Raw genomic sequence first — 20,996 nt, 5'->3', positions numbered from 1 at the left:
ACTCACCGGAATGCTTGCCAACACAACGTTCTCAATGCGGGCCATTGCTGCCTGACACGCTTGCTTGAGCTCGAAACAGCATTTCCTCAAGTAGCGGCGCAATGATGCGGGTCAACACGATCAGGCCAGGCCCGCCGTTCGTGTACACCTCGCGGGCGTCATATCCGCTTCCGCCCCAAGGGAAAAACTGCCCAACGCCGACTTCGATCACGCTGACAGTCACGATTAATCGCGGAGTCATCAGCAGATGGTGGGAAAAGTCGCCGGAGTGTCGATCGCCAGGAATCGACGCTGGCATGCAGCAGGCTACGGTAGGTCAATTTGCCGTGGTCAAGCAGCACTTTAAATACGAGCCCGTTCGCGAGAACACGGCCGATGCTGGCAATCGCCATAAGTTGAAGCCCCGCGCTTCGGCTGATCGACCGGACGATTGGATCCATCAGGTACTCGACCATAATCAGCGCGACGATAATGAAAAATTCATCCAGCAAATTCGGGAAGCAGTAGCGACTTGAATCGGATCTCATCGATATTGATATAGTTTTACGAACGGCATCCGTGATGACCGCGATCTCGGTTATCTGCCGCCGACCTCGCGACGACCGGTATTATTCATGCTCCGGGCACACCGCCAACCTGGCTCGTCACTACCGCTCAGATCATCGCCCCCCGGAATCCATTGAGTCGACGCGAGCGATCGCTCATTATTCTGCGAAAGTAACCGCTTGTTACAGTAAATTCATCGTCGCTCATCCCAATAGGACTTGCAAGCACCGTTGACCATTCTTGACGATCAAAATCGCCACACATTCAGCTCGGGAAGTGAGGCGGAGAATCGATGAATATCAACGCGATTTTTATAAATTTAATATTTAAAGGGTTCGCGCAATACACTCTAGCGATTGACCGACGAGTCGCCCGTCAATCCCCACCCACCCGCTCCGCGATCGCCGACAGCATCCGCAACATCGGCTCGAACGCGTCGGCCGACGTATTGCCGAACCCGAGCACGAGCCCGTTACCCGCCGATCCCGCATCGATCGAAAAACCCGACAGCGGAAACGGCCCGATGCCATGCGCACGCGCGGCGTCGACGATCGCGCGATCGCAGTAACGCGCCGGCAGCCGCAGCGCGAGATGCAGCCCGCACGGCCCGCCCTCGATCTGATGCGGCACGCTCAGGTTGCCGTCCAGCGCGGCCAGCAGCAACCGCCGCCGGTCGCGGTACAGCCGGCGCATGCGGCCGAGATGGCGGCCGTACTCGCCCGTCTCGATGAAATCGGCCAGCGCGAGCTGCACGTGGCGCGTCCCGCCGCGCAGCATCTCAGGCAGCACCGGCCGCACCGCGGCCAGCAGCGCGTCGGGCAGCACGAGAAAACCGATCCGCAGCGCCGGAAACATCGTCTTGCTGAACGAGCCGAGATAGACGACGGGCGAATCGGGCGCGAGCCCGTGCATCGCGCCGATCGGCTCGCCGGTGTGGCGGAATTCGCTGTCGTAGTCGTCCTCGATGATCCACGCGCGATGCCGGCGCGCGGCGTCGATCAGCGCGAGCCGGCGCGAGATCGACAGCACGGCACCGGTCGGAAACTGGTTCGACGGCGTCGTATAGACGAGGCGCGGCGTCCGCTCGCGCCAGTCATCCTCTTCGGCACGCAGCCCTTCCGCGTCGACCGGCATCGGCACGACGTCGAGGTCGGCGGCCTGCATCGCGGTGCGCGCGCCGCGATAACCGGGCTCCTCGACCCACACCGTATCGCCCGGGTTCGTCAGCAGCTGCGCGCACAGCGCGATCGCGCCCTGTGCGCCTTCCGTGATCACGATCTGCTCGGGATCGCAGCGCACGCCGCGCGTCACGGCCAGGTGGCGCGCGATCGATTCGCGCAACGCGGGCTCGCCGAGCGGGTCGCCATAGCCGAGCAGGTCGCGACCGGCGCGGCGCAGCGCGCGGTCGATCGCGTGGCGCCATGCGTCCGCAGGGAAATGCGTCAGCGCGGGCACGCCCGGCCGGAAGCCCTCCGATTCACCGGTGCCGATGCGGCTCGGTCGAATCCGGCCGAGCCGCTGCGCGACGGCCGGCGGCGCGGCACGCCGGCGCGGCGGCGCCGGCCGTGACAGCCCGACCACACGCGTACCGCGGCGGTCCGACTGCAGGAAGCCTTCGGCGACGAGCTGCTCGTAGACGGCCGCCGTCGTGTTGCGCGACACGCCGAGCGTCTCGGCCAGCGCGCGCGTGCCGGGCAGCCGCGTGCCGGCCGGCATCGCGCCGCCGAGGATCGCGTCGCGCACGCGGCGCAGCAACTGGCGCTGCAGCGAAGGCGCGCCCGGCGTGCGCGCCAGCGGCGCGTCGAGCGGCAGCAACGGCGCATCGCCGGAAGGAAGGACAGTCGTCATCGGAACATCGCAGCGTGAAAATGTCGGGGCGTGGCGCACTGCCAGTGGCGCACGGCTAGTGGCGGACGGCGCGAGGCACTCGGCAGGTGAACGACGGCTCGCCGGTTCAGCCCCTGAAATCCGTGGCACCATAAATTTGCCGATCGCTGGCGCTTCTCATGGTACCTCGTCGCGACTACGATCATCTGCATGCCGGCATGTCGCCGGCCGCCAACCGAAGCGAGATCGACCTTGTCCACGCTCACCAACGCTTTCCAGCAACCCATCGGCCACCCCGTTCCCGACTGGTCCGCGCGCCCGCGCCCGGAGCGCATCGTGCTCGAGGGCCGCTACTGCCGGCTCGAACCGCTCGACGCCGAGCGCCACGCGGCCGACCTGCACGCCGCGTACTCGCAGGCGCCGGACGGCAGCGACTGGACCTATCTCGCACACGGCCCGTACGCCGACGAAGCGAGCTACCGCGAGTACGCGCGTACCGCGCAGGCGAGCCCGGATCCCCTGCACTACACGGTGATCGACCGCGCCACCGGCCGCGCGGTCGGCACGCTCGCGCTGATGCGCATCGATCCGGCCAACGGTGTGATCGAGGTCGGCTCCGTCACGTTCTCGCCGCTGCTCAAGCGCACGCCCGTTTCGACCGAAGCGCAGTTCCTGCTGATGAAGTACGCATTCGACACGCTTGGCTACCGGCGTTACGAATGGAAGTGTGACGACCTGAACCTCCCGTCGCGCAAGGCCGCCGCACGGCTCGGCTTCCGCTACGAAGGCACGTTCCGGCAGGCGATCATCTACCGCGGCCGCAATCGCGACACCGCGTGGTTCTCGATCATCGACGGCGAATGGCCGGATGTGCGCGCCGCGTTCGACGCGTGGCTCGCGCCGGAGAACTTCGACGCTCGGGGCGAGCAGCGCCGGTCGCTCACCGCGATCCGCCACGCGCAGGCCAGCGCGCGCGATGCGGCCAGCCGCGCGAACGATGCCACCCGCGTCACGGTGCGCCCGCTCGTGGCCGCCGACGAAGCCGCGTGGCGCCCGCTGTGGCAGGGTTATCAGAAGTTCTACGACACCGCGCTGAGCGAGGCGGTGTTCGCGACGACGTGGGCCCGCCTGATGGATCCCGCCGAGCCGATGTTCGTGCTCGGCGCATTCGACGCATCGGGGGCGCTGGTCGGGATCGTGCATGCGATCTACCACCGCTCGTGCTGGACCGAAGGGCCGTACTGCTATCTGCAGGACCTGTACACCGCACCCGACGCACGCGGGCAAGGCGCAGGCGGCGCGCTGATCGAGGCCGTGTACGAACATGCGCGTGAAGCCGGTGCGAGCCGTGTGTACTGGCTCACGCACGAAACCAACACGACGGCACGCGCGCTGTACGACAAGCTCGCGAACAACGCCGGGTTCATCCAGTACCGGCACGACGTGAAGAAGTAACGCGGCATCGCAGCCGGCCGGCGTTCAACCGGAAACGTCGGCCGGCTCGCGCGCGTCGTCGCCCTCCGGGGCGGCGTCACGTGCCAGGCCGGCCGCACCCGGCACCGCCGCCGGGCAGATCATCTCGTCGCCGTTGGCCGGCACGGGCCGCCGCACCGGCCGGAACACCGGCTCGCCCGGCTCGATCGGCTGCCCCGAGATCGCGCAGCGGCCCGGCTGCAACGCGACGCGCAAGCGCCAGCGCTGCTCGCCGTAATGGCACCGGCCGCTCTCGACCCAGCGGATCAGCAACGCATGGTCGTCGGCCTCCAGCACCGTGACGAACAGTTGCGGGCGCAACGGCGAAACGGCCGCCGCCGCGTGCTCGGGAACCGACGCCCGGCCGATCGTCCCGAGCGGATGCGCGACGCCGCCACGTTGCGGCATCGCATCGTCTTCGACCCATGCCGGCGCATCGCACGGCGGGTCTGCTTCGCAAATCAGGCTTTCCATGGTGTTGAGCATGCTTGACGGATTTCCGTGCAGATTGAACGGCGCCGCGCTCAGCGCCGGCCCATCGGTTCGCGCAGCAGCGACAGGCCGATCGCCGCCCCGGTGACGGCAGCCGCGAGCATCAGCCCGATGCCGCCCGACCAGCCGAATGCGCCGACGATCGAGCCGATCGCGAGCGGCCCGATCACCTGCCCGAGATAGTTGCCCTGCACGACCCAGCCGATGCTGAGCGGCGCGAGAGACGGCGTCGGTGCGGAGCCCGGTGCGCACGCGAGGATCGTCGCGGGCAGCATCCCCGCGATCGCCGAGAACGCAAAACCCAGCGCGACCGCGAGCGGCGCTGGCGTGGCCGCGCTGAAGAGCCCCGCGCCGGCCGCGCCGATCGCGACCGACGTCGCGGCCATCACGATCCCGGGCCGGGCGCCGCGCGACAACAGCCAGCCGGCCGTCAGGTTGCCGATCACGCATGCGGCGACGATCGCCGCGCTGATCAACCCTGCGGCGTCGACCGCGACACCGAGGCGCTGCATCAGGAACACCGGCAGGAACGTCATCGCCGCGAAGAACTGCACGTTGTAGGTGGCGAACCCCAGCGCCAGCAGCGTGGTCGAGCGCGACGCGAGCACGTCGCGCAGCGCGGGCCCGATGCGCGGCGCGCCGGCCTGCCGCGACGGCGCATCGGCCGACGTCGTGACGGGCACCGCGGCCGCCGCGACGAGCGTCAGCGCCGCGGCCGCGAGCCAGCCGTTGCGCCAGCCGCCGAGCAGCGGCCCGACCAGCATCGACAACGCCATGCCGGCCGGCATGAACGTGCTCCACAGCCCGAATGCGAAATTGCGCCGCTCGGGTGGCGTCACGCGATTCAGCACGGCCGGCGCGGCAACCACCACGATCACGAAACCGAGCCCTTCGACGAAACGCGTGGCCAGCAGCAGCGCGAAGCTGCCGGCCCATGCGCCGGCGACACTCGACAGGCCGAGGACGACGAGGCCCGCGATCAGCAGCAACCGGTCGCCCCAGCGTCGCACCAGCAGGCCGGCTGCCATGCCGCCGAACACGCCGACGAACGGAAACACCGACATGATCCCGCTCAGCGACGCGAGCGAGCCGCCGAATTCGTGCTGGAGCGTCGGCAACGCGATCGTCGCCTTGCCGACGTGCAGCGCCGACACGATGCTCGCCAGCACGACGTTCGCGACGGCGGCCCGATAGCTGCGCGACGGCAGCGTGGCGGCATCGGCCGCGACAGGCGATTCGGTCATCTCCCCCTCCGTTGAAACCGCCGCGTGCAACGGGATGCGTCACGCGTCCGCGATCGGACTGGCGCACATGATACAAATTGAAGTTAACTTCAAGTAAAGGGGTAATGTGCGCAACGATCCGTTCCACCGATCGCGGCAATGGATCGGCGTGGCCGCGCGCGTCTCGCGATTCGTCTCATTGCGCTGAGACGAACGTCCCAGCGTCTCACCCCGCCGGAGCTTTTGCTTTTGCAGCAAATCTCACCCCCCTCCTCCATCAAATCGTTTCCCGTCAAAGAGCCGGCAAATGGTGCATCGCATCGCGCCCATCCCGTCCGATCGCCGTCCGGCGCCCCCACTCGAGCTGGCCCCGTTCCTGCATACCGGTCGTTCGCGCACTCGCGCGACGGGCGCACCGGCAGCCACGCCTCGCGCCCGACGACAACCTGATGGAGACAGCAACGTGAGTACACCGGCAACGACCTCAGCTCCCAGCATGAAAGCCGCCGTCTGGCACGGCCGCCACGACATCCGCGTCGAACAGGTTCCCGTTCCCGAGCGCCCGCCGGCAGGCTGGGTGACGATTCGCGTGCACTGGTGCGGGATCTGCGGCTCCGACCTGCACGAATACGTCGCGGGCCCCGTCTTCATCCCGGTCGATGCGCCGCATCCGCTGACGGGCCTGAAGGGCCAGTGCATCCTCGGCCACGAGTTCAGCGGCGAGATCGCCGAACTCGGCGCGGGCGTGACGGGCTACGCGGTCGGCGATCGCGTGACGGCCGACGCCTGCCAGCATTGCGGCACCTGCTGGTATTGCAAGCACGGGCTGTACAACATCTGCGAGAACCTCGCGTTCACCGGGCTGATGAACAACGGCGCATTCGCCGAATACGTGAACGTGCCGGCCGAGTTGCTGTACAAGCTGCCCGACGACTTCCCGACCGAGGCCGGCGCGCTGATCGAACCGCTCGCGGTCGGCCTGCATGCAGTGAAGAAGGCCGGCAACATCGTCGGGCAGACCGTCGTCGTAGTCGGCGCGGGCACGATCGGCCTGTGCACGATCATGTGCGCGAAGGCCGCGGGCGCCGGGCGCGTGATCGCGCTGGAAATGTCGGCCGCGCGCAAGCAGAAGGCGCTGGAGGTCGGCGCGAGCGTGGTCATCGATCCGAAGACGTCCGACGCGATCGCGGAAGTCAAGGCGCTGACCGGCGGCTACGGCGCCGACGTGTCGTTCGAGTGCATCGGCCACACCACCACCGCGAAGCTCGCGATCGACGTGATCCGCAAGGCCGGCAAGTCGGTGATGGTCGGGATCTTCGAGGAGCCGGCGCCGTTCAACTTCTTCGACATCGTGTCGACCGAGAAGGAAGTGATCGGCTCGCTCGCGTACAACGGCGAATTCGCGGACGTGATCCGCTTCATCGCGGACGGCCGCATCGACGTGCAGCCGCTCATCACCGGACGCATCGCGCTCGGCGACATCGTCTCGCACGGCTTCGAGGAGCTCGTCAACCACAAGGACCGGAACGTGAAGATCATCGTCCAGCCCGCCATCGCCTGACCGCACGCGCGTGCCGCGGCAGCGATTCGCGCCGTGGCACGTGTGCTGCAAGCGTCACCCTGGAGCATCGCCCGTGCACGGGCGGTGCACCTGCCTGTCGCTTCCTTCCAGCACGCCCTCCTTGCCGCCTTCGTCCGTCGCGACCGTCGTGCCTCGCACCGATCGGACACGACGACCAGAAACATTCGCAATCCGAACCATCCGTCGTAACGCGCCACCGGTCCGATGCACACTCAGGGTTTCTCCCGATCAATCGCGACTCGTCCGATGTCGACAGGACACTGACGCAAGGTGATCCTGTGCAAGGCACGATCCGGCCTCCCTGCGAGGATCGTTACCGCCCCCTAGAAGGCGGCCCCGCCCCCCACAAAACCTTACGGTGTCGCGGCGCCGACAGGCCGAGAATACGGGCCCACCCGGGATAGCTTGCAAACATGGTGTGTCATGAATCGTTCATTCTCGTTTAGCCGGGAACGCGCATATAACATTCGATCGCTGACGATCCAGCAGAAGACCCATATCGGCTTCGCACTCGTCACCACGCTGCTGGCCTTGCTGTGCGGCACGATCATCTGGGGGAGTGTCCGGCAATACCGGCAGGAGAACGCCGACCTGCAGAGTTTCGAATTCGTCCGCGGCGCGATAAGCGCCGCCAACGTGATCTCGGCCGAACGCGGCCCGACGAACGACCTGCTGGTGCGCCCGCAGGACGACGGCGCCGCCGAGGCCCGCAACCTGCTCGCCGCGCGCGTGCGTTCCGACCAGGCGCTCGAGCGTTTTCGCGGCGGCATCGCGCAGGCGACCGTGCTCGACGATCGCGAACGTAGCACCCTGCTGCATGCCCTCGACTCGGTCCGGATCACGCTCGCCGATGCGCGTACGGAAGTCGACGCACTCGGCAGGCGGCCGCTCGCGACACGCGGCGTTCACGATATCCAGCACGCGCAGGCGCGCCTGTTCCGGATCGTCGACACGCTGTCGCTGCTGATCGACGGCGCCATGACCGACACCGCGATGGGCGACCCGCGCACATCGGGGGCGATCCTGCTCGCGCGGCTCCTCGGCGAACTCCGCGAATACGCGGGCCGCACGGGCTCGCTGCTGATCGCGCCGATGTTCGCGCGGCAGGCGCTCGACCGCACGCAGTTCGCGGACATCATGCGGATGCGCGGCCGCATCGAGCAATTGCGCGCGCTGATCGACGGCTCGATCGGCGCGCAGCTCGACGACCCTGACGTGGCGCGCGAATACGCGCAGCTCAACGACGCCTTCGACGCCCATATCCTGCCGCTCGTCGACGCGGCCGTCGCCGGCGGCAAGAGCGGTGTCTATGCGATGAGTGCGGCCGACTTTTCCCGCGCGATCGTGCCGCATTTCCGGCCGAGCGAGCGGCTGCGCGACCACGTGATCGACCTGGCCCGGCGTCGCGCGATCGGCGACCGCAACACCGCCCGGCTCAAGGTCGCGTTGTCGGCGTTCGCCACGACACTGTGCATCGCGATCCTGGCCTCGCTCGCGCGCGGCGTGCAGCGACTGCTGTCGAAGCCGCTCGATGCGCTCGGCCGCCGGATCGTCGCGCTCAGCGATGGCGATACGTCGCACGTCGCGATGCCGCGCGGCATCGGGCCCGAGATCACGCAGATCCACCACGCGCTGGAAACCCTGCGCCACGCGACCGTCCGCCGCGACATGCTCGAGCGCCAGCGCAACGACATGCTGACGCTGTTCTCGCACGACATGCGCGCTCCGCTGACGTCGTTGATCATCCTGATCGACACGCAGGCGCGACGGGCGGGCGACGGGCAGATGAAGCAGCAGTTCGAGAGAATCGGCAAGCTGGCGCGGCACACGCTGGCGCTGGCCGACGGCTTCGCGCAGCTCTCGCGTGCGGAGGCCAGCGACTACGAACGCGTGCCGGTCAACCTCGCCGACCTGATGAACGAGGCACGCGACGCGGTGTGGCCGCTCGCGCACCGGAAATCCATGTCGATCGACGACGTGCCGCGGCGCGACGACACGATCGTGCAAGGCGACCCGGCGCTGCTGTCGCGCGCGCTGATCAACCTGCTCGACAACGCCATCAAGTACAGCGCATCGCTGACGAGCGTCGAATGCAGGGTCGAGCCAGGCGCCGACGGCAAGACCGTGCGCTGCACGATCCGCGACAGCGGGTGCGGCATCAGCAGCGCGGACCAGACGCGGCTGTTCGAACGTTACCGGCGCTTTCGCACCGCCGGCCAGCCGGAAACCAGCGGCGTCGGGCTCGGCATGGCGTTCGTCAAGGCCGTCGTCGAACGGCACGAAGGCGCGATCCACGTGCACAGCGTCATGCTGCAGGGCACCACGGTCACGATCACGCTGCCGGCCGCGGCACTTCCATGACGATGGCACCGGCGCCGCCGGCGGCAAGCGGCCGACACGGCACCGCAGCACCGCCCGATTCTTCGATATACTCAATCGAACCCTTTTCGGGGCAACCGCGGGCCACCACGCCCTTCGCAGGTTCGCCCCCACCTGCGTGGAATTGCTCACCGTGAAACCGCGAGCCGGACTGATCCTCGAACTCTTCGTCAACCTCGTGCTGCCCTGGGTTGCCTACCGGGCCGCGCAGCCGTCTTTCGGCGAAACCGGCGCGCTGTACGCGTCCGCGGTGCCGCCGATCATCTGGTCGATCGTCGAATTCATCCGCTCGCGCCGCGTCGATGCGGTGGCGGCCATCGTGCTGCTGGGCATCGCGCTGTCGATCCTCGGGATGGCGCTCGGCGGCAGCGCGCGCACGCTGCTGATGCGCGAATCGCTCGCGTCGGGCACGATCGGCGTCGTGTTCCTGCTGTCGTTGTTCCGCGAACGCCCGCTGATCTTCTATCTCGCACGCGCCACGGTGGCCCGCGAGATGGATGGCGGCGCCGCGCATTTCGAAGCCGTCTGGGAGGCGCAGCCGGGGCTGCGGCAGATGCTCCGGCGGATGACCTTCGTGTGGGGCGCGTTCATGACGCTGGAAATGCTGCTGCGCCTCTGGATGGTCGTGACCTGGCCGGTCGAACGCGTGCTGGTCGTGTCGCCGGTCATGGGCTATACCGTGTTCGGCTGTCTGCTGCTGTGGACGTTCTGGTACCGGCGGCGGATGCGCGAGCGCAACAGCGTCCACGTCCCGGGCCGCGACCGCGCCACCGAAACCGCCGGCCGCTGACCGCTCCCCACCGGCATCGCAAGACGGCTGCTGTATGATGCGCGGCGTCTGGTCCGACGAATGCCGCTCCTGTCATGTCCCTTTCGCTCCTTCCTTCCGCCACGATCTGGCTCGCGCTGTTCGCGGCCGCCGCGTTCGCATGGCATCGCCCGCAGCACGGCCTGAGCGTCGGCCTCGCCGCGCTCGGCTATGCGTGCGCGCTGGCATTCGGCAAGCTCGGGCCGCTCGCGCTGGCCCCGCTCGCATTGCTGGCCGCGGCCGCGTGGGGGGTGATGCCCGAGCGCCCGCGCGCGATGCGCATCGCCGCGCACGTCGTCTTTGCCGCCGTCGCGATCGCGCTCAGCCTGCACCTGATTCCCGGCTTCCACAATCCGCGCGTGATCGGCCCGACGCGCTTCACGCCGGATGCCGCGCCGTTCACGATGTACCTGAATCTCGACAAGCCGCTCGTCGGCTTGTGGCTGGTATGGGTGCTGCCGTGGGTCGCCCCCGACATCCCGCTGTCGCGCGCGCTGCGTACCGGCGCGGTGGCGGCAGTCGCAACGGCGGCCGCGTGCCTGGCCGGCGCGCTCGCGATCGGGATGGTCGGCTGGGCGCCCAAGTGGCCGCCGTCGGGCTGGCTGTGGCTCGCGAACAACCTGCTGCTCGTGACGCTCGCCGAGGAAGCGCTGTTCCGTGGCTACGTGCAGGGCGGACTGACGCGCGCGCTGCGCGCGTTCGCGTGGGGGCCGTGGGCCGCGCTTGCGATCGGCGCGGTGCTGTTCGGCGCCGCGCATGCGGCCGGCGGCTGGCAATGGATCGTGCTCGGCACGGTGGCGGGCATCGGCTACGGCCTCGCCTGGCGGCGCGGCGGGCTGCTCGCGTCCGCGCTCGCGCATGCGGGGCTGAACGTCGTCCACTTCGGCCTGTTCACCTACCCGATGCTCGACGCCGCGCGCTGACGGCCGCGCGGCGCCGCCGCTCAGTTGATCCCGGCGACCGCGTGCGGCACGTACGGGCGTTCGAGCGCGGCGATCTCGTCGTCGGTCAGTTTCAGTTCGAGCGCGGCCAGTGCGTCGTCCAGCTGCTGCGGCTTCGAAATGCCGACGATCGGCGCGGTGACTCCGCGCTTCTGCGCGACCCACGCGAGTGCGACCTGCGCACGCGGCACGTTGCGTGCCGCCGCGATCGTCGCCACGGCATCGACGACCGCTTTATCCGCCTCCGCCGTCGCATCGTAAAGCCGCTGGGCGACCGCGTCGCTCTGCTGCCGCTCGGTCGACTCGTCCCAGTTGCGCGTGAGGCGGCCGCGCGCGAGCGGGCTCCACGGAATCACCGCGATCCCTTCGTCTTCGCACAGCGGCAGCATTTCCCGCTCCTCTTCCCGATACAGCAGGTTCAGGTGGTTCTGCATGCTGACGAAGCGGGTCCAGCCGTGCTGCTTCGACGTGTGCAGCGCCTTCGCGAACTGCCACGCGAACATCGACGACGCGCCGATATAGCGCGCCTTGCCGGCCTTCACGACGTCGTGCAGCGCCTCGAGCGTCTCCTCGAGCGGCGTGCCGTTGTCCCAGCGGTGAATCTGGTAGAGATCGACATAGTCGGTGCCGAGCCGCTTCAGGCTCTGGTCGATGTCGGTCATGATCGCCTTGCGCGACAGCCCGGCGCCGTTCGGCCCAGGCCGCATCCGGTAGAACACCTTGGTCGCGATCACGATGTCGTCGCGTTTCGCGAAATCGCGCAGCGCGCGGCCGACGATCTCCTCCGACGTGCCGTCGGAATACATGTTCGCGGTATCGAAGAAGTTGATGCCGGCTTCGACCGCCCGCTGGATGATCGGACGGCTCTCCGCTTCCGGCAGCGTCCACGGATGCGAGCCGCGTAACGGTTCGCCGAACGTCATGCAACCCAGCACCAGCTTCGACACCTCCAGCCCTGTCGATCCGAATTTCACGTATTCCATTGCACGCCTCGCCATTGAAGTTGAGCTGACGGCCGGATGCGCGCCGCGCATCCGCCGGACCGTCGCATGGTATCCCGGGCGGCAAAAATGCGTGCGGCGTTGCCGCAAGGTGCGAAGGAAGTGCTCGCGAGCGGCGGTCGTGCGGAGCGCCGGCCGCTTGCTTACTTGACCTGGTCGGCGATCGGCTGCAGGAACGCGGAAAAGCCGGTCAGCATGATCTGCACGCCGATGCACAGCAGCAGGAACGCCGACACGCGCTTCGCGACCTTGGTGCCTTCGCTGCCGAGGTAGCGCGACAGCAGCGCGGAGCGGCTGTAGACCTGCCAGATCACGATCGCGACCAGTACCGAGACGGCGATCGACACGATGCTCGACAGTGCGAACTCCGACAGCTTGTGCGTGCGGTTCGCGTTCAGCGCGATCGCGGTCGCGATCGAGCCGGGGCCGACCGTCAGCGGCATGGTCAGCGGGAAGAATGCGCGCGTCATGATCGCGTTCGCGTCGATCGGCTTGACCGGCGTGTCGCCGCCGCCGGGGCCGTCGGGCTCGTTCAGCATCTGCCAGCCGGCCACCGCAACCGCGAAGCCGCCGCCGATCCGCAGCGCTTCCATCGAGATCCCGAAGAAATGCAGCACCGGCGTGCCGGCGAAGAACGCGACCATCAGCACGACGAACGCGTTGAACGCGACCTTCCTCGCAAGCAGATCGCGTTCTTGCTCGGTGAGCGCCTCGGTCCGTTCGAGAAACAGGAACGCGATGCCGATCGGGTTGATGATGCCGATCAGGCCGGTGAAGCCGAACAGGATCTCGGAGATAAGGCGGTTGACGATCATCGGATGAAGAATCGGTCGGGGCTGGGCCGGCAGCGCGCCGGAGGTCACGCATTGTAGAGCAAGCGCCCGCGCCCGAGCCGCAAAATTCGGCCGGGCCCGCCACACCGCCGCGCGCCGCCGTTTCGCCCTGGTTTCCCCTCGGTTTCCCGTTACTCGGCGCCCGCCTCCCAGGCCGGCGGCCGCTTCGCGAAGAACGCGGCGAAGCCTTCCTTCGCTTCCGGCGTCGCCCGCACGCGGGAGATCGTCTGCGCGGTGAACGCCGCGCGCGCGTCCGACGGCGGATACTCGCCGATCGCGTCGAAGAAGCGCTTGATCTCCATCAGCGCGTTCGGGCCGTTGCGGCCGAGTTCGGCGAGCGTCCTGTCGAGTGCTTCGTCGAGCGCATCGAGCGGCACGGCCTGGTGGATCAGGCCGATCGCGACCGCTTCGCCTGCGGCGAGCTGGGTCGCCGTCAGCGCGAGCCGGCGCGCCTGGCGCTGGCCGACCGCCTCGACCAGATACGGGCCGATCACGGCCGGCAGGATCCCGAAGCGCGCCTCGCTGACCGAGAAGCGCGCGTGATCGCTCGCGATCACGATGTCGCAGGCCGCACACAGGCCGACGCCGCCACCGAACGCATGGCCCTGCACGCGCGCCACCGTCGGCTTCGGGCATTGCCGGATCGCGCGCATCATCGCGGCGAACCGCTCCGCGTCGCGCAGGTTCGCGGCCGCGTCGTTCGCGCTCGCGCGCTGCATCCACTGCAGGTCGGCGCCCGCGCAGAACGCGCGGCCCTCCGAACGCAGCACGATCGCGCGCACGTCGTCACGCCGGCCGAGCGCCGTGAACGCGTCGGTGAGTTCGGCGATCATCGTCTCGTCAAATGCGTTGAGCACGTCGCCACGCTGCAGCGCGACGGTTGCGATGCCGCGCGCATCGACCGTGACGGCCAGGGTCTTCAATCCATCCATCGAACAGGTTTCCTCGGGTTGAACGGCAAACAGGAGAATCAGGCGGCCTGGCGGCGGTCGATCACGCGCCGCGCCTTGCCGGTCGCGGTGGCGGGAATGCCGCCCGCGGCCAGCACCGTCACGCCGGACGACACGCCGACCATCGTCTTGATCCGGTGCTGCAGCTCGCGCGCGAGCGCCGCGCGATCGCTTTCGCTGACGGACGCGGCCGCTTCCGAGCGCAGTTCGACCGCGAGGTCGAGGCGGTCCATGTGCCCGTCGCGCGACAGCGTGATCTGGAACTGGCCCGACAGCTGCGGCAGCGCGACGACGATCTCCTCGATCTGGCTCGGAAACACGTTCACGCCGCGCACGATCAGCATGTCGTCGGAGCGGCCCGTGATCTTCGCGAGCCGGCGCATCGCGCGCGCGGTCGGCGGCAGCAGCGCGGTGAGGTCGCGCGTGCGGTAGCGGATCACCGGCATCGCCTCCTTCGTCAGCGACGTGAACACCAGCTCGCCCTGGCTGCCGTCGGGCAGCACTTCGCCCGTGACCGGGTCGATGATTTCCGGGTAGAAATGGTCTTCCCAGATCACCGGGCCGTCCTTCGTCTCGACGCATTCGCACGCGACGCCCGGGCCCATCACCTCCGACAGCCCGTAGATGTCGAGCGCGTCGATGCCCACGCGCGTCTCGACCTCTTCACGCAGCGCCTGCGTCCACGGCTCGGCGCCGAAGATGCCGATCTTCAGCGACGATTCGGCCGGGTCCATCCCCTGCCGCACCATCTCGTCGATCAGGTTCAGCATGTACGACGGCGTGACGAGGATGATCTTCGGCTCGAAATCGCGGATCAGCTGCACCTGCTTCTCGGTCTGCCCGCCCGACATCGGCACGACCATGCAGCCGAGCCGTTCCGCGCCGTAGTGAATCACGAGACCGCCGGTGAAGAGCCCGTAGCCGAATGCGTTGTGCAGCGTGTCGCCCGGACGGCCGCCGGCCGCGCGGATCGAGCGCGCGGTCACGTTCGCCCACGTGTCGATGTCGCGCGCGGTGTAGCCGACCACCGTCGGCTTGCCCGTCGTGCCGCTCGACGCGTGCACGCGCACGACCTGCTCGCGCGGCACCGCGAACAGCCCGAACGGGTAGTTGTCGCGCAAGTCGCTCTTGGTCGAGAACGGGAATTTCGCAAGATCGGCGAGCGACTTCAGGTCGTCCGGATGCACGCCCGCCGCATCGAACGTGCGCCGATAGTGCGGGACGTTGTCGTACGCGTGGCGCAGCGACCACTTGAGGCGCTCGAGCTGCAGCGCCTGCAGTTCGTCGCGGCTGGCGGTCTCGATCGGTTCGAGAACGGCGGCGGGATGCGTCGGGTGAGTCATCGGGGTGCTCCTCCAATGGAGTGATGTCGTTATCGTGTTCGAAGTAACGGGGGCGACGGCTACGACCGGAACGTGCGGCCGGCCGCATGCAGCGCGGCGATGCGCGGCGACACGCGATAGCGGTCCTCGCCGTAGCTCGCCGCCAGGTTCGACAGCACGCGATGCACGCGGCCGATGCCGATCGCATCGGCCCACGCGAGCGGGCCGCACGGGTAGTTCACGCCCTTCTCCATTGCGAGATCGAGATCGGCGGGCGAGCACACGCCCTGATTCACCGTGTCGGCCGCCTCGTTCGCGAGCATCGCGACGGTGCGCATCGCGACCATGCCCGGCACGTCCGCGACACCGACGACGCGAAAACCCGCCTGCTGGAACAGGCCGACCGCATCCGCATAGGCCGCGTCGCTGCACTGGAGCGCGCGCGTCAGCGCAACGAGCCCGGCCTGCGCGTAATCGCGCGCAAGGTCGACCAGCACGAGATCGGCCGCGCCCGTCTGCGCGGCGCGCTCGGTCGCGGTACGGCCATCGGTCAACGCGATCGATGCGCGGCCGGCCGTCGCGAGCAGGTCGTCGGCATGCGCGCCGGCCTGCCGGGCGCCCGGAAGGCGTTCGGCGAAGCGCGCGTGCAGCGCGGCGGCCGGGCCGTCCTGCGCAAACAATGCAACGTCGGCGGGCGCATCGCGCGGGGCTTCGAGATCGGGTGCGGGCGGCGTCGCGCCGTCCGCATACGAATAGAAGCCGCGGCCCGACTTGCGCCCAAGGAAGCCCGCGTTCACGAGTTCCTGCTGGATTAGCGACGGCGTGTAGCGCGGATCGTTGAAATACGCGCGGAACACCGATTCGGTCACCGCGAAGTTCACGTCGTGGCCGATCAGGTCCATCAGCTCGAACGGCCCCATCCGGAAGCCGCCGGCCTCGCGCATCACCGCGTCGATCGATGCCGGCGCGCCGCCCTGCTCGTTCAGCACGCGCAGCGCCTCCGCGTAATACGGCCGCGCGACGCGGTTCACGATGAAGCCCGGCGTCGATTTCGCCATCACGGGCCGCTTGCCCCACGCGGCGGCGGTTGCATACAGCACCTGCGCGACCGCGGGCGCGGTCGCGAGCCCGCTGACCACCTCGACGAGCGCCATCAGCGGCGCCGGGTTGAAGAAATGCAGGCCGGCGACACGCTGCGGCACGCGCAGCCCGGCCGCGATCGACGTGATCGAGATCGATGACGTATTGGTGGCCAGCAGGCACGCGTCGTCGACATGGCGCTCGAGCGTCGCGAAGATCTCACGCTTCACGTCGAGCCGCTCGGCCGCCGCCTCGACGATCAGCGCGGCGCCCGCGAAGTCGGCCAGTTCACGCACCGCGCGAATCCGGGCGCCGGCCGCGTCGGCCTGCGCCGGTTCGAGCCGGCCTTTCTCCGCGAGCCGCGCGAACTGCGCACGGATGCCGGCCAGCGCCTTGTCGCAGGCGGCTTCGTTCAGGTCGTACAGCAGCACCGCATGGCCGGCCGCCGCCGCGACCTGCGCGATGCCCGCGCCCATCGCGCCGGCGCCGATCACGCCGACGACGGCCGACGGCGCCAGCGCGCCCGAGTTCACCGAATGTGCAGAAGAAACAGCCATCGCTTGCGATCCGTCATGAAGTGGAGGTGCGAGCGATTATAAACCGACCGGTCGGTAGATTTATGTCAGGGCGAGCCCGAATGTGTCGTGCAAGAGATCGTTACGGAAACGGCAAAGACAAAAAAATCGACAGGTCGGGCACTTTTTGTAAACCGAAAGGTCTATGAAAGCATTCGAATATGAGATAGTGCCCCCCGAACGCCTGATAAAATTCGACAAACCGCCGGATTTCAGGGGGAAACCGCGTGTCATGTCGCCACCGCCGTCCAATGCCGGCCGCCCTTTCAGGGTCGGAACCGAGCCTCCGGCCCGTGCGTCGTCACACGTGCTCGCCTCGTCGTTCGCGGCCGGCCGCATCGAATCGTTTCATCCCGCGACGGGCTCCGGCCCGCCCGCGCCCCTCGCTGCCTGATGGCGGCGAACCCCGGGCAGCACCGTTGCGTGCCGCCCCCTTCGGTTTCATCATCCTCGTTCGGCGGATAGTACGGCCGGGCTTCGTCAACCCGTGACGGCGCGTCGCGCGCCGCCGCTCGCATAAGGAAACCCTCCATGCCGCTCTCGTCCAACCAGCTCCCGCGCTGGACCCTCGTGGCCCCGCTTGCCGCCTGGCTGGTCCTCGCGCTGTCGCGCGTCGTACCGGCCGAAGGCCTCGTCATCGCGGTGTTCGCCGCCGCCCTCGCCGGCGCCGTGTTCGCCGCCGTCCACCATGCCGAAGTCGTCGCGCACCGCGTCGGCGAACCGTTCGGCACGCTCGTGCTCGCGGTCGCCGTGACCGTCATCGAAGTCGCGCTGATCGTGTCGGTGATGCTCGGCGCGGGCCCCGAGAAATCGGGCCTCGCGCGCGACACCGTGTTCGCCGCCGTGATGATCATCTGCAACGGCATCGTCGGTATCTGCCTGCTGGTCGGCGCGTGGAAGCACGGCGAACAGGACTTCCAGGGGCGTGGCGCCAGCAAGGCGCTCGCGGTGCTGGCGTCGCTGTCGGTGCTGTCGCTCGTGATGCCGAACTACCTGAACGCCGCGCCGGGCCCGTTCTTCTCGAAATCGCAGCTCGCGTTTGCCGGCGTGTCGTCGCTCGTGCTGTACGGCGCGTTCGTGTTCGTGCAGACCGTGCGCCACCGCGACTACTTCCTCGCCGAGCACGACAGCGCGAACGAGGCCGTCCACGCGGCAGCGCCGAGCAACCGCACCGCCGTGATCAGCATGCTGCTGCTGTTCGCGAGCCTCGTCGCGGTCGTGCTGCTCGCGAAGCTGCTGTCGCCGGCCGTCGAGCACGCGGTGATGAAGCTAGGCGCGCCCGAAGCCGCGGTCGGTATCGTGATCGCCGCGCTCGTGCTGCTGCCGGAAGGGCTCGCAGCCGTCACCGCCGCGCGCGCGAACCGCCTGCAGACCAGCATGAATCTCGCGCTCGGTTCGGCGCTCGCGAGTATCGGGTTGACGATCCCGACCGTCGCGGCCGTGTTCATCTGGGTCGGCCAGCCGCTCACGCTCGGCATCGGCCCGATGGAAACCGTGCTGCTGGCGCTCACGCTGCTGGTCAGCACGCTGACGCTCAGCCAGGGGCGTACGACGGTGCTGCACGGCGTCGTGCACCTGTCGCTGTTCGCCGCTTACCTGTTCCTGTCGATCACGCATTGACGCGGAAAAGCGCGCGGCCCGGCGGATCACCTCCGCCGGGCCGCGCGCCATCCTTCACGTCCCTTCAGCTTCCTTCGTTCACGTCACGCCGCCGTTACCGCACCGGAATCACCAGATGCTGGCCCGCCAGGATCAGGTTCGGGTTGGCGAGGTTGTTGCGGCGTTGAATCTCGCGATAGCGCTGGCCGCTGCCGAGCTTGCTCGCGGCGATCATGTTCAGCGTGTCGCCCGCCTTCACCACGTACGTATGCTCGCCCGACGCGGCCGCGGTCGTCACCGCCTGGTCGCTGACGAAGTACTTGCGCAGCAGGTCGAGATACTGCGGCGACTGCTTGAGCTTCGCGATCGCGGCGTTCAGGTAGATCAGCAGATCCTGGTCGTCGGCGCGCACGCCGATCTTGTACGCGATGTTCGAGCCGTCGAGCTTGGTCACCGCGAACTTCAGGTCGGTGTCCTTGATCGAGCTGACCGCGAACGGATAGTCGTAGATGAACGCGTCGACCGTATGGCCGTCGATGCTCTTCGCGATGAAGGCCGGATCGGAATCGTCGACTTCCACGAACTTCACGTTCGGGTACTGGCGTGTGACGAACGCACGCACGTCCGGGTCGCCCTTCAGGATGCCGACCGTCTTGCCCGCGAGATCGTCGGTCGAGCGGATCGCGGAGCCCTGCCGCACGATCAGCGAATAGCCGAAATCGTCGACGTACGGCACCGAATAGACGACGCCCGACGGCGTGTTGTCCGGGAACGTCAGCCCGTCCATCGCCACGTCGACCACGTGGTTCCCCTTCGCATCCGTATCGAGCAACTGCTTCGGCACGCCCGGATACGTGTCGACCTCGTGTCGCGTATCGACGACCACCGGCTTGCCGCCGTGCGAGAACGACGGATCCGCGAACAGCAGCCGCGCGAATTCGACGTTGAAGCCGTGCGGCGTGCCCTTGTCCTCGCCGAAGAACGGTTCGCTCGGGTTCTGCACGGAGATCCGCACGATGCCGTTTTCGGCAATCGATTTCAGCGTGCTGGCCTGCGGCGTGAAGCCGGCCGGCAGCACGTTGGACGACGGCGACGCCTGCGTGGACGGGCCGCTGTCGCCGCCTTGCGCGGACGTCGAGGCCGGGGCCGCGTCATGCGCGGGAATCAGCGTCGACAGGCCGCCCTGATGCACGATCCATACGCCGACGAGCACGACCAGAAATGCGATGGCGCCAAGAAGTTTTTTCATGGTTGCGAGCCTGCAGGAAGTTATTGTTGTTTCGACGGCAGTTGCGCGGGGGTCGTCGCGTCGAGCCCGGGCGCGTGCGGCGCGTTCATCACCGCCTGCTGCTGTGCCTGCTTGACCTCGGGGTTATCCATCAGCGACGTCTCCATTTCGGAGAACGCCTTGTTGACCGAGCGCATCACCGAATCGACGGCCACGTCGGTCTTGATCTGCTCGAACGTGTCGGACGCCTGCCGGCCCGCGAGCTTGTTCATCTGCTGCGCGGCCTGCGACATGTCCCACATCGCCTTCGCGCGGTCGATCGCCGACGCGAAATTCTTCAGTTCGGCCTGCACCTGCTTGTAACGCCCCTCGCGAAACGAGAGCAGCTGCTTCATCGTGTCGAGCTGCTGCCGGAAGCGTGGTGCGTCGTCCGGATACTGCTTCTCGAACAGCTCCGTCTTGTTCTCGAAATTCTTCACCTCGGTGCGGAACGCGGTGATGCTGTCCGCGAACTTCTGGGCCGCCTGGCGCTTCTCCGCGAGCTGGTTGATCAGCGTCTCGATCGGATTCGCCTGCGCCTCCTGGACGATCATCTTCACCTTCTGGTTCGCGAACTTCATCGCGACGACCGGCGCGAAATAGATCGCGCCGAGGCCGATCACGCCCGCCGTGACCAGCGCGATCACCCCCTTCAGGATGAACAACGCCGCCGGTGCCGCGATCGCGACGCCGGCGATGATGATCGCCCACTTGATCAGCTTGACCTTGCCACTCCCCGAACTGCCGTTTGCTTCTTCATTCGAAAGCTGCGACATGAGTTTTTCTCCTTGAACCTCGAACCGAACTGCTTGCGTTTGCTTTTTCAAGCTCAATCGAAATGCTTCGGACTCCGGTGCCGCCGGGCGGTCAGGCAGGCCGGCGGCGCAATACAAGGATGGGCGCGACGGACGTCACGAGACGCCGGTGTAGGCGCCGTTCAGGATGCGATGGTGAGGAGCGGCAGACGACGCTGCGATGCGGCGCGCCCAACGGGCGCCGTTCATCGTCGCGGCTCGCGCGCGGACGGGAAAGTGTACCGAGGCACGGTACGAAACGGGATGACGGATACGTGACGCGACGGGCGTCGGGAGAAGCATG

18 protein-coding genes are annotated in these 20,996 nt (G+C 67.9%); 7 read left to right on the top strand and 11 right to left on the bottom strand.

The features are described 5' to 3' along the window. Positions 1-31: 31 nt before the first annotated feature. Entirely contained in the window at positions 32-298 is a 267-nt protein-coding gene (locus CFB47_RS41795; RefSeq protein WP_256946745.1) for a hypothetical protein, read from the bottom strand. Here CFB47_RS41795 and CFB47_RS41790 point away from each other — a divergent pair. Further along, positions 297-515 carry a hypothetical protein gene (locus tag CFB47_RS41790; protein WP_256941192.1) on the top strand — a complete coding sequence of 73 codons (219 nt, stop codon included), beginning with the start codon at positions 297-299 and terminating at the stop codon, positions 513-515. The two genes, CFB47_RS41795 and CFB47_RS41790, sit on opposite strands and share 2 nt — an antisense overlap. Before the next feature lie 406 nt (positions 516-921). Here the strand turns inward: CFB47_RS41790 and CFB47_RS23935 are convergent, their stop codons facing one another. Then, complete coding sequence (locus CFB47_RS23935) at positions 922-2,394, bottom strand: PLP-dependent aminotransferase family protein (protein ID WP_089458385.1); 1,473 nt, start codon at positions 2,392-2,394, stop codon at positions 922-924. 231 nt (positions 2,395-2,625) lie between these two features. Here CFB47_RS23935 and CFB47_RS23930 point away from each other — a divergent pair, with 231 nt between their 5' ends. Next, complete coding sequence (locus CFB47_RS23930; protein ID WP_089458386.1) at positions 2,626-3,828, top strand: GNAT family N-acetyltransferase; 1,203 nt, start codon at positions 2,626-2,628, stop codon at positions 3,826-3,828. Between the two features lie 24 nt (positions 3,829-3,852). On the opposite strand, the gene CFB47_RS23925 is transcribed toward CFB47_RS23930, so the two are convergent. Further along, complete coding sequence (locus CFB47_RS23925) at positions 3,853-4,332, bottom strand: DUF3331 domain-containing protein (protein WP_089462484.1); 480 nt, start codon at positions 4,330-4,332, stop codon at positions 3,853-3,855. A 38-nt stretch (positions 4,333-4,370) separates the two neighbouring features. After that, the gene (locus CFB47_RS23920) at positions 4,371-5,582 is read right to left on the bottom strand and encodes a CynX/NimT family MFS transporter (RefSeq protein WP_089462483.1); all 1,212 of its coding nucleotides are present in this window, start codon (positions 5,580-5,582) and stop codon (positions 4,371-4,373) included. A 475-nt stretch (positions 5,583-6,057) separates the two neighbouring features. Between CFB47_RS23920 and CFB47_RS23915 the strand changes: the two genes are divergently transcribed. The 4 genes from CFB47_RS23915 (at position 6,058) to CFB47_RS23900 (ending at position 11,253) form a co-directional block, all read left to right on the top strand. Beyond that, positions 6,058-7,122, top strand: a complete 1,065-nt coding sequence (locus tag CFB47_RS23915) for a 2,3-butanediol dehydrogenase (protein ID WP_069251765.1) — start codon at positions 6,058-6,060, stop codon at positions 7,120-7,122. A gap of 444 nt (positions 7,123-7,566) precedes the next feature. Then, positions 7,567-9,504, top strand: a complete 1,938-nt coding sequence (locus CFB47_RS23910) for a HAMP domain-containing sensor histidine kinase (protein WP_089462482.1) — start codon at positions 7,567-7,569, stop codon at positions 9,502-9,504. 151 nt (positions 9,505-9,655) lie between these two features. Next, positions 9,656-10,312 (top strand): VC0807 family protein, encoded by a 657-nt coding sequence (locus CFB47_RS23905; protein WP_089442451.1) that lies wholly within the window; start codon positions 9,656-9,658, stop codon positions 10,310-10,312. 74 nt (positions 10,313-10,386) lie between these two features. Beyond that, positions 10,387-11,253, top strand: coding sequence for a CPBP family intramembrane glutamic endopeptidase (locus CFB47_RS23900; protein WP_089458390.1), 867 nt, complete (start codon positions 10,387-10,389; stop codon positions 11,251-11,253). A 20-nt stretch (positions 11,254-11,273) separates the two neighbouring features. On the opposite strand, the gene CFB47_RS23895 is transcribed toward CFB47_RS23900, so the two are convergent. The 5 genes from CFB47_RS23895 to CFB47_RS23875 form a co-directional block, all read right to left on the bottom strand. Beyond that, positions 11,274-12,254, bottom strand: a complete 981-nt coding sequence (locus CFB47_RS23895; protein ID WP_089442292.1) for an aldo/keto reductase — start codon at positions 12,252-12,254, stop codon at positions 11,274-11,276. 161 nt (positions 12,255-12,415) lie between these two features. After that, positions 12,416-13,087 carry a MarC family protein gene (locus CFB47_RS23890; RefSeq protein WP_069251769.1) on the bottom strand — a complete coding sequence of 224 codons (672 nt, stop codon included), beginning with the start codon at positions 13,085-13,087 and terminating at the stop codon, positions 12,416-12,418. Positions 13,088-13,236: 149 nt separating this feature from the next. Beyond that, the gene (locus tag CFB47_RS23885) at positions 13,237-14,037 is read right to left on the bottom strand and encodes an enoyl-CoA hydratase-related protein (RefSeq protein WP_089462481.1); all 801 of its coding nucleotides are present in this window, start codon (positions 14,035-14,037) and stop codon (positions 13,237-13,239) included. A gap of 38 nt (positions 14,038-14,075) precedes the next feature. Further along, entirely contained in the window at positions 14,076-15,398 is a 1,323-nt protein-coding gene (paaK, locus tag CFB47_RS23880) for a phenylacetate--CoA ligase PaaK (protein ID WP_089462480.1), read from the bottom strand. Between the two features lie 59 nt (positions 15,399-15,457). After that, positions 15,458-17,014: a 3-hydroxyacyl-CoA dehydrogenase gene (locus CFB47_RS23875; RefSeq protein ID WP_089458394.1), complete on the bottom strand. Its 1,557-nt coding sequence runs from the start codon at positions 17,012-17,014 to the stop codon at positions 15,458-15,460. 549 nt (positions 17,015-17,563) lie between these two features. Here CFB47_RS23875 and CFB47_RS23870 point away from each other — a divergent pair. Next, positions 17,564-18,652 carry a calcium:proton antiporter gene (locus CFB47_RS23870; RefSeq protein WP_089458395.1) on the top strand — a complete coding sequence of 363 codons (1,089 nt, stop codon included), beginning with the start codon at positions 17,564-17,566 and terminating at the stop codon, positions 18,650-18,652. 94 nt (positions 18,653-18,746) lie between these two features. Here the strand turns inward: CFB47_RS23870 and CFB47_RS23865 are convergent, their stop codons facing one another. Then, the gene (locus tag CFB47_RS23865) at positions 18,747-19,880 is read right to left on the bottom strand and encodes a transporter substrate-binding domain-containing protein (protein WP_089462479.1); all 1,134 of its coding nucleotides are present in this window, start codon (positions 19,878-19,880) and stop codon (positions 18,747-18,749) included. 20 nt (positions 19,881-19,900) lie between these two features. Beyond that, on the bottom strand, positions 19,901-20,674 hold the full coding sequence (locus tag CFB47_RS23860; RefSeq protein ID WP_046548017.1) for a hypothetical protein: 774 nt from the start codon (positions 20,672-20,674) through the stop codon (positions 19,901-19,903). Positions 20,675-20,996: the final 322 nt, after the last annotated feature.

Source organism: Burkholderia sp. AU27893 (genome assembly GCF_002223205.1).
GTDB lineage: Bacteria > Pseudomonadota > Gammaproteobacteria > Burkholderiales > Burkholderiaceae > Burkholderia.
The sequence above is the reverse complement of the archived record's forward strand: the minus strand, read 5'-3'. Positions and strand labels throughout refer to the sequence as shown.